This window comes from uncultured Oscillibacter sp. (assembly GCF_910584465.1).
Lineage (GTDB): Bacteria > Bacillota > Clostridia > Oscillospirales > Oscillospiraceae > Oscillibacter.
Genome location: NZ_CAJUBK010000030.1, coordinates 23328 through 29451 on the forward strand (window position 1 = coordinate 23328; position 6124 = coordinate 29451).

A 6124-nucleotide genomic window follows, 5' to 3' on the forward strand; every position below is an offset into this window, starting at 1 on the left:
GACGGCCGTCCCCGCGCGTCCCGGAGCGGGACGATCTGAATGGCATTCTGAATGGTATCGAGAAGAGGAGGTCTTTATGGGATACCCGATCGAAAAAACGCTGAACGCGATCATCGAGTACGACGCCGGCGCTCCAAAGCGCATCCAGCATCTGCTCAAGGTCTATCTGTTCGCCAGGCTGATCGGCCAGGCCGAAGGGCTGGACCCCCGCACGATGCTGATCCTGGAGCACACGGCCGCGGTCCACGACATAGGCATCCGCAAAGCGGAGGAGGTCTATGGCTCTTCCATCGGCAAATACCAGGAGGAGCTGGGACCTGCGGAGGCGGACCGGCTGCTGACGGAGCTGGGCCTGCCCCGGGACGTCATCGACAGGGCCTGCTGGCTGATCGCGCATCACCATACTTACAGCGATATCCAAGAGCTGGACCATCAGATCTTGGTGGAGGCGGATTTTTTGGTGAACCTTTACGAGAAGGGCGAACCGGCAGACGTTCAGCGGTCGGTCTACCGCTCCATTTTCAAGACCGATGCCGGTAAGCGGCTCTTCCGGCTCCACTTCCCGCAAGCCTGCGAGTGACCGTCCGCATGGCCCCCGCTTTTCGAGCCTCCCCTCGAAAGGCGGGGGCCTCCCTGTCCCGGCCTCCTTGTCGGCGCCGGGTCGCGCCCCTGTCGGCGGCACGGGAGGGGGCGACGGCCCGGATGCAGGGAGGCGGTCTGTGCTCCCGGCCGGACGGGGGATCGGATATACCACAAAGCGGCTGTCCCGTTTCAAGGGGACAGCCGCTTTTGCATCCTCTGCTATAATTTCAAATTGCGAGGGACCCATGGCTCCTCAAAAATAAAGCTGTCAGGAAAGGGAGGAGCGAGATGGAATACGGATACGTCCGAGTCTCCACCGATTGGAAAGGGGCTTCCATGAGATCGGGCAGGGGGGAGGGACGGCTCCTGCCGCCTTCGAGTGCTCGGATCTGGCAGGATTGAAGAGAGCATGCAGCAAGCATCAGATCGAAGTGGTATGGAAGGAGCGCTGAGCGGCATGGACAGTGTCATGGAACGGATCGATAAGGTCTTCAAGATCGTTTTCCCCGGTAAGGACCTGACGGTGGACGAGGGGACGACCCCCGACGAAGTGGAGGGGTGGGACTCGCTGCAGCATATCAACCTGCTTTCGCTGCTGGAAGATGAGTTCGGCATCCAATTCGATGTAGAGCAGATCGTCTCGATGGAGACCGTGGGCGACATCGCAAGAGCGGTCCGGGACCTCATTTGAGGGGGATGGAGCGCGGGGACCGTCATTAGAGGAGCCTTCAGGGATCGAGAGGGGCTGCCGGCGCATCTGCCGCCCGGCAGGTCCCGGCTGGGACCAGATCGCCCTTCCCGTCATAGGATAGGACGGCGGCGATCGAGATCTTGCCGGGACGCTCCGGCCCCGGCCGCCGCTTGAACGTGCGGATGGATCGCCGTCCCGTCAAGGAGCGGCGTCCGATGCGGCGTTAGAGAGGAGGACTGAGCATGGAGATGACCATTGGTACGGATGCCGTCGTGATGCTGGCAGAACTCCTGTCCGCGCTGGGCGTGATAGGCGGTGTGGTCCTTTGGTGCTTCAAATTCGTCCAGCGGAGCAGGAGACAGGCGGAGGAGCTGAAGTCGATCCGCAAGGAGCAGACCCTGATCTGCTATGGACTGCTGGCCTGTCTGAAGGGCTTGAAGGAGCAGGGCTGCAACGGCCCGGTCACGGAAGCCATGGACAGGATAGAAGAGCACCTCAATCAGGCCGCGCATGACGAAGAGGGCTGAACGGCGAGGGGGGCCCTGCCGCTTCGCGGAGGCCGCTCCGCAGGCTCTTGCGTGTCTGCCGGCCAAGGCGGGGCATACGGGGCCGGCTTGCTTCGAAGTATCTGCCGATCTTACGATATGAGGGATGGTACGTTATGAATCAGATCGACTGGAAACGAAAGCTGAGTTCCCGGAAGCTTTGGGCCGCGGCGGCGGGCATCGTCACGGGCCTGGCCATGGTGTTCGGACTGGACGAGGGTACGATCAGCTCCGTAGCGGGCGCTGTGGTATCGGTGGCTTCCGTGGTGTCCTACATCATCACCGAGGGCAAAGTGGATGCGGAGGGAGCCAGGAAGGCTGCGGGCGAGAAGGCGTGAACCGGGACCGTTTTTTCATCCTTTGCCGGGGAGCGCCTCCGGTCCGCGCGGCATCCGTCGAGACGGCCGGATCTTCCGCGAATGCCGGTGGAGCCCATCGGAGGGCGTGAGATCCGGTCCCGAAGACCGATCCAGATCCACATCTCAGACACAGGATCTCACCAAGGTCCTGTGTCTGAGACGTCTGTGAGCTCCGCCATCCCCCGCGGGACGCATCTGGCCGGCGCGGCCGGGAGCACCCTCCTAAGGTGGGCGGCGCGGGGACCGCGGGACACGGCCTTCGGTCAGGAGGCGGACGAGGCCCGCGGCGGAGCCGCCCGATCGACGAGCCAAGGGCTCCCGCCGGTCTTACCGGCGGGAGCCCGTTCTTGACGGATGTCCCCGATGGATGCGTTCGCCTGCTTCGCCGCCCCAGGTCCATCCGGCGCTCCGGGGACGGCAGGCATGGATCTTCCATACCGGCGGGCCGCCCCGGCTTTTTAAGGCGCTGCGGGTGCGCTCTGCTCCATCCGGTCGCTCCAGCGCTTCAGCATGGTGCAGAACTGCTCCCGTGTCAGCCCCTGGTGGAGCATCAGATCCCCATCCTCGTCCCCGAAGAGGATCCCCTCCTCCAGGGCCCACTCCACGCCCTCCTTATGGGCGGGGCTCGGGTCGTTGTCCATGGCCTCCCACACCTCCAGTCTCCTCTTGAACTCCGCCCACTTCTCCGGATCCATGAAGTAGGCCGGGCAGTGCTTCCCGGTCACGTCGAAGTGCCGGTAAACGTTCCCGAGCGGGATATGATACTTCGCCATCAGCTCCCGGCACAAGGCGAACGCATTTTCCAGCGTGGCCTCCGTGGCCTGGTAGGTCCCGTCCTGCACCGTGTCGCAAAGCTCCACGCTGACGGAGTTCGAGTTGCTGACGATGTGGTACATGGTCCCGCCGCCGGTCTCTTCGACGTCGGCGTATTTTTCCCCGCCTACGGCCCAGGCCACGCAGAGATCCGGCACAGAGCGATAGATGGCAGTGTCGTCCACGAAGTAGTGGGCGCTGGCCTGCACCACGGTCCTTTGATAGTAGGCCGCGTTGTTCGCCGCGGTATCCCCGTCGTTCCCGGTATAGTGGATCACCAGATACCGGATCTGGTCTGCGGTCCGCTCCCCGCCATAGTTGCCCGGGTCTGCCAGCTGCTCTTTTATCGCCGGTCCTTGTTTAGTATCCACAGTGTAAACACCTCCTTTGGGCCCCGCCGGTCACCGGCAGGCCCGCTCATGGCAGCTCTGCAACGTCCATCACGGCGCCCTCCACGCATAGGGCGCTTTTGGCATCCAGCACCAGGGACAGGCATGCCTCGCATCCCCGGTCCGAACAGGGATGCAGCAAGGAGGCCATATGCAGGGTCCGGGGGCCGTGGGTCAGATCTCCCATCGAGAAACACAGCGGCAGCGCGTCTGTGAACATCCCGCAGGGCGACTGCTTGAGGAGGATCGTCCCTGACCCTCCTGCCGGAGCCGCGGAGCGGACGTTCAGTGTGCACTGGACCGCGTAAGTTTTCCCTGGGCTCAGATAGATCTCGGAGGGGCCGCACTCCTCCCAGCGGATGGCTTTCCCCGACCGGCTCCGCTTCCTCCAAGTCAGGCGGCTGCCCGGATCCCACACCGACCCCTCCCGCCGGACTGCCAGCTGGAGGGTGCTGCCTCCACAGGCCGGCGCCCTATGGAGGGCCGGACGGGGCGGGGGACAGGGGGACGGACACGGCGGGGGGCATGGGGGCGTACCGGGACAGGGCGGCGGAGGACAGGGCTCCGGGGGGCGGGGCTCCGGCCGGCAGGGCGGAGGCGCCGCCGGGGGGAGCGGGCAGGACTCCAGCACCTGGCTCAATTTGTTTTTCAGCAGCATCTGCTCCTGGGTGACCGCCTCGACAAGGGCGGTCACGCTTTTGTTGACGGCCAGCACGTCCTGCGGACAGGCGCAGGGGCGCGTGCCCGGCAAGGTCCCTAAGATATATTGCAGCTTCTCGCCCTCGGCGTTGAGGATATGGCTCAGGGCAAGCTCCTCCATGGCGATGGACGCGATGATCATGGTCAGAGCTTCCTCTCGTGTCATATCCGCCCCGTTGGGCGGAAAGGAAGGCATCGACATATTCAAGACTCCATGATGCGTTCCGGGCAGTGCCGGAACGAGGATGCGCGGCAAGGTGACCATGCCGCTGTTCTACTCTATGACGGCCGGGGCGGCTCTGTTCCAGCAGGAACTCTCCGGCCGGCGGACACATACACTATCCAGGGCGCGGCCCCGCGGAGGGCTCCTCTTCCGCCGCGCCGTGCCGGCGCGCCTTGGGCGCGCGTCTCTCATCTGACATCTGAAAGGAGATCCTCTCTTATGTCTCTGCCTAGTTTCCCCGTGGCCGACCCGCCCATCGAGCGGGAAGCCGCGGTCAATCAGATCCTCTCCTCCATCGCCATGGAGGAGCTCGGACTGAGCCATATCCTCAACGCCGAGGGCGAGAAGCTGCAATATATCCTCGGTACCCTGCCCGGCCTCAGCGGTCCTCCCGCCACGGTCAGCGACGTGCTGTCCGCCAACGAGAGCGTCCGCAGCATGCTGGAGACCGCCGTCCAGAACCAGCTCTTCTTGAAAGCGAAGATGCAGGGGGCGCTGACGGCCTCTCCCATGCAGGGCCCCACCGGCCCCACCGGGACGTTTTTAATAGGAAAGCGCACTAAACCGCAAAAATCCTTACAATATGACAATAAAATCTATCACATTACATGGAACACCGCCCTATGGAGACTATGGGTGGTGTTTTCATATACAATGACAAGCGGTATGAAAAGGAGGTTAGCAAGTGGCAGAGGATAAAACCCAGCTCTCTCTAAACGAGGAACAGTCCCAAATTCCAGACGCTGGAATACAGGAGCAAATCAAACTGGATGCTGATGCCCCTGTGCTGGGACGTACTACCGGAAATGTAATCGACATTTCCGGGGATTTGATTGATAAGATCATGTCTCACCAGACAGCGCACGAGGACGGTATTCCTGCTAAAACCCCGGCCCCGGAGGGCGGGCAGGAGTGGGAGAAGCCCCAGAAGCAGCCGGAGCAGAAGCCCCGCCGTGGCCGCCGTCCCAAGAACAAGGAGGCCCCGGCCCAGGGTGGGAAGCCCAAGCGCATGGGCCGTCCGCCCAAGGCGGAGAAACAGACCCCCGGCGGGGGCGGTGCTGGCAAGGTGGCCAAGGCCCCCAAACAGGGCAAGGCCGCCGGGAAGTCCGGCCCGGCCAAAGAGGAGGCCCCGCCACCGCCTGCGCCCGCGCCGGAACCGCCGCCCCAGCCCAAGGACGCCTCCCGCGCTGAAAAAGAGGAGATCGTCTATCTGGACCTCGACCAGCTCCACCCGTTCCAGAATCACCCGTTCGGCGTCCGGGACGACAATGAAATGAAAGGGCTGGTGTCGTCTGTGCAGGCAGGCGGCGTCCACCAGCCCGCCCTGGTGCGTCCCCGTGAGGGCGGGGGCTATGAGATCATAGCGGGCCACCGGCGGCAGCGGGCAAGCGAGCTGGCGGGGTACAAAAATATGCCCTGTATCGTCCGCAACATGACGGACGATGAAGCCGTCCTTGCTATGACGGACGACAACCTGCGCCACCGGGAAACGATTTTGCCCAGCGAAAAGGCGGCGGCCTTGAAGCAGCAGTATGAGGCCATCAAGCACCAGGGGACGCGGGGCGACGGCGCGGACCTGGGCAAGCTGTCTCTGGACAAGGTGGGCGAGCGCAACGGCATGAGCGGAAAGACGGTGCAGCGGTACATTTATCTGAATGACCTTGTGCCGGAGCTGAAACAGTTCATGGACGGCGGCAAGCTGTCCTTTACCCCCGCCGTGGAGATTTCCCGTATCAGGGAGGAACACCAAAAGTATATCGCCGTGTCCATTGAGGGGCAGCAGTCGTCCCCCTCCAAGGCCCAGGCCAAGAAGCTGCGGGAGA

General features: G+C 63.5%; 8 protein-coding genes. 6 read left to right on the forward strand and 2 right to left on the reverse strand.

The window, feature by feature from the left end; translation table 11 throughout:
* The first annotated feature begins 76 nt into the window (after positions 1–76).
* The 4 genes from QZ332_RS08395 to QZ332_RS08410 all read left to right on the forward strand — a co-directional run bounded on the left by QZ332_RS08395 (position 77) and on the right by QZ332_RS08410 (position 2156).
* A complete protein-coding gene (locus tag QZ332_RS08395; protein WP_295764383.1) occupies positions 77–580 on the forward strand; it encodes an HD domain-containing protein in 504 nt (167 codons plus the stop codon).
* Between the two features lie 459 nt (positions 581–1039).
* Complete coding sequence (locus tag QZ332_RS08400; protein WP_295764384.1) at positions 1040–1273, forward strand: acyl carrier protein; 234 nt, start codon at positions 1040–1042, stop codon at positions 1271–1273.
* A 242-nt stretch (positions 1274–1515) separates the two neighbouring features.
* Positions 1516–1800 (forward strand): branched-chain amino acid ABC transporter permease, encoded by a 285-nt coding sequence (locus QZ332_RS08405; protein WP_295764385.1) that lies wholly within the window; start codon positions 1516–1518, stop codon positions 1798–1800.
* A gap of 134 nt (positions 1801–1934) precedes the next feature.
* Complete coding sequence (locus QZ332_RS08410; RefSeq protein ID WP_295764386.1) at positions 1935–2156, forward strand: hypothetical protein; 222 nt, start codon at positions 1935–1937, stop codon at positions 2154–2156.
* 479 nt (positions 2157–2635) lie between these two features.
* Here QZ332_RS08410 and QZ332_RS08415 read toward each other — a convergent pair whose 3' ends face one another.
* Both QZ332_RS08415 and QZ332_RS08420 read right to left on the reverse strand, forming a co-directional pair.
* Positions 2636–3361, reverse strand: coding sequence for an N-acetylmuramoyl-L-alanine amidase family protein (locus QZ332_RS08415; protein ID WP_295764387.1), 726 nt, complete (start codon positions 3359–3361; stop codon positions 2636–2638).
* A gap of 46 nt (positions 3362–3407) precedes the next feature.
* Positions 3408–4244: a hypothetical protein gene (locus QZ332_RS08420; RefSeq protein ID WP_295764388.1), complete on the reverse strand. Its 837-nt coding sequence runs from the start codon at positions 4242–4244 to the stop codon at positions 3408–3410.
* 276 nt (positions 4245–4520) lie between these two features.
* Here QZ332_RS08420 and QZ332_RS08425 point away from each other — a divergent pair, with 276 nt between their 5' ends.
* Both QZ332_RS08425 and QZ332_RS08430 read left to right on the forward strand, forming a co-directional pair.
* On the forward strand, positions 4521–5000 hold the full coding sequence (locus QZ332_RS08425) for a hypothetical protein (RefSeq protein WP_295764390.1): 480 nt from the start codon (positions 4521–4523) through the stop codon (positions 4998–5000).
* Positions 5001–5145: 145 nt separating this feature from the next.
* The coding region (locus QZ332_RS08430; protein WP_295764392.1) for a ParB/RepB/Spo0J family partition protein at positions 5146–6124 on the forward strand (979 nt) is incomplete at its 3' end.

What these genes read in the sequence shown, in the direction of transcription:
- QZ332_RS08395 (WP_295764383.1), top strand. Translation starts at nt 77, where the DNA reads ATGGGATACCCGATCGAAAAAACGCTGAACGCGATCATCGAGTACGAC.
- QZ332_RS08400 (WP_295764384.1), top strand. Translation starts at nt 1,040, where the DNA reads ATGGACAGTGTCATGGAACGGATCGATAAGGTCTTCAAGATCGTTTTC.
- QZ332_RS08420 (WP_295764388.1), bottom strand. Translation starts at nt 4,244, where the DNA reads ATGACACGAGAGGAAGCTCTGACCATGATCATCGCGTCCATCGCCATG.
- QZ332_RS08405 (WP_295764385.1), top strand. Translation starts at nt 1,516, where the DNA reads ATGGAGATGACCATTGGTACGGATGCCGTCGTGATGCTGGCAGAACTC.
- QZ332_RS08425 (WP_295764390.1), top strand. Translation starts at nt 4,521, where the DNA reads ATGTCTCTGCCTAGTTTCCCCGTGGCCGACCCGCCCATCGAGCGGGAA.
- QZ332_RS08410 (WP_295764386.1), top strand. Translation starts at nt 1,935, where the DNA reads ATGAATCAGATCGACTGGAAACGAAAGCTGAGTTCCCGGAAGCTTTGG.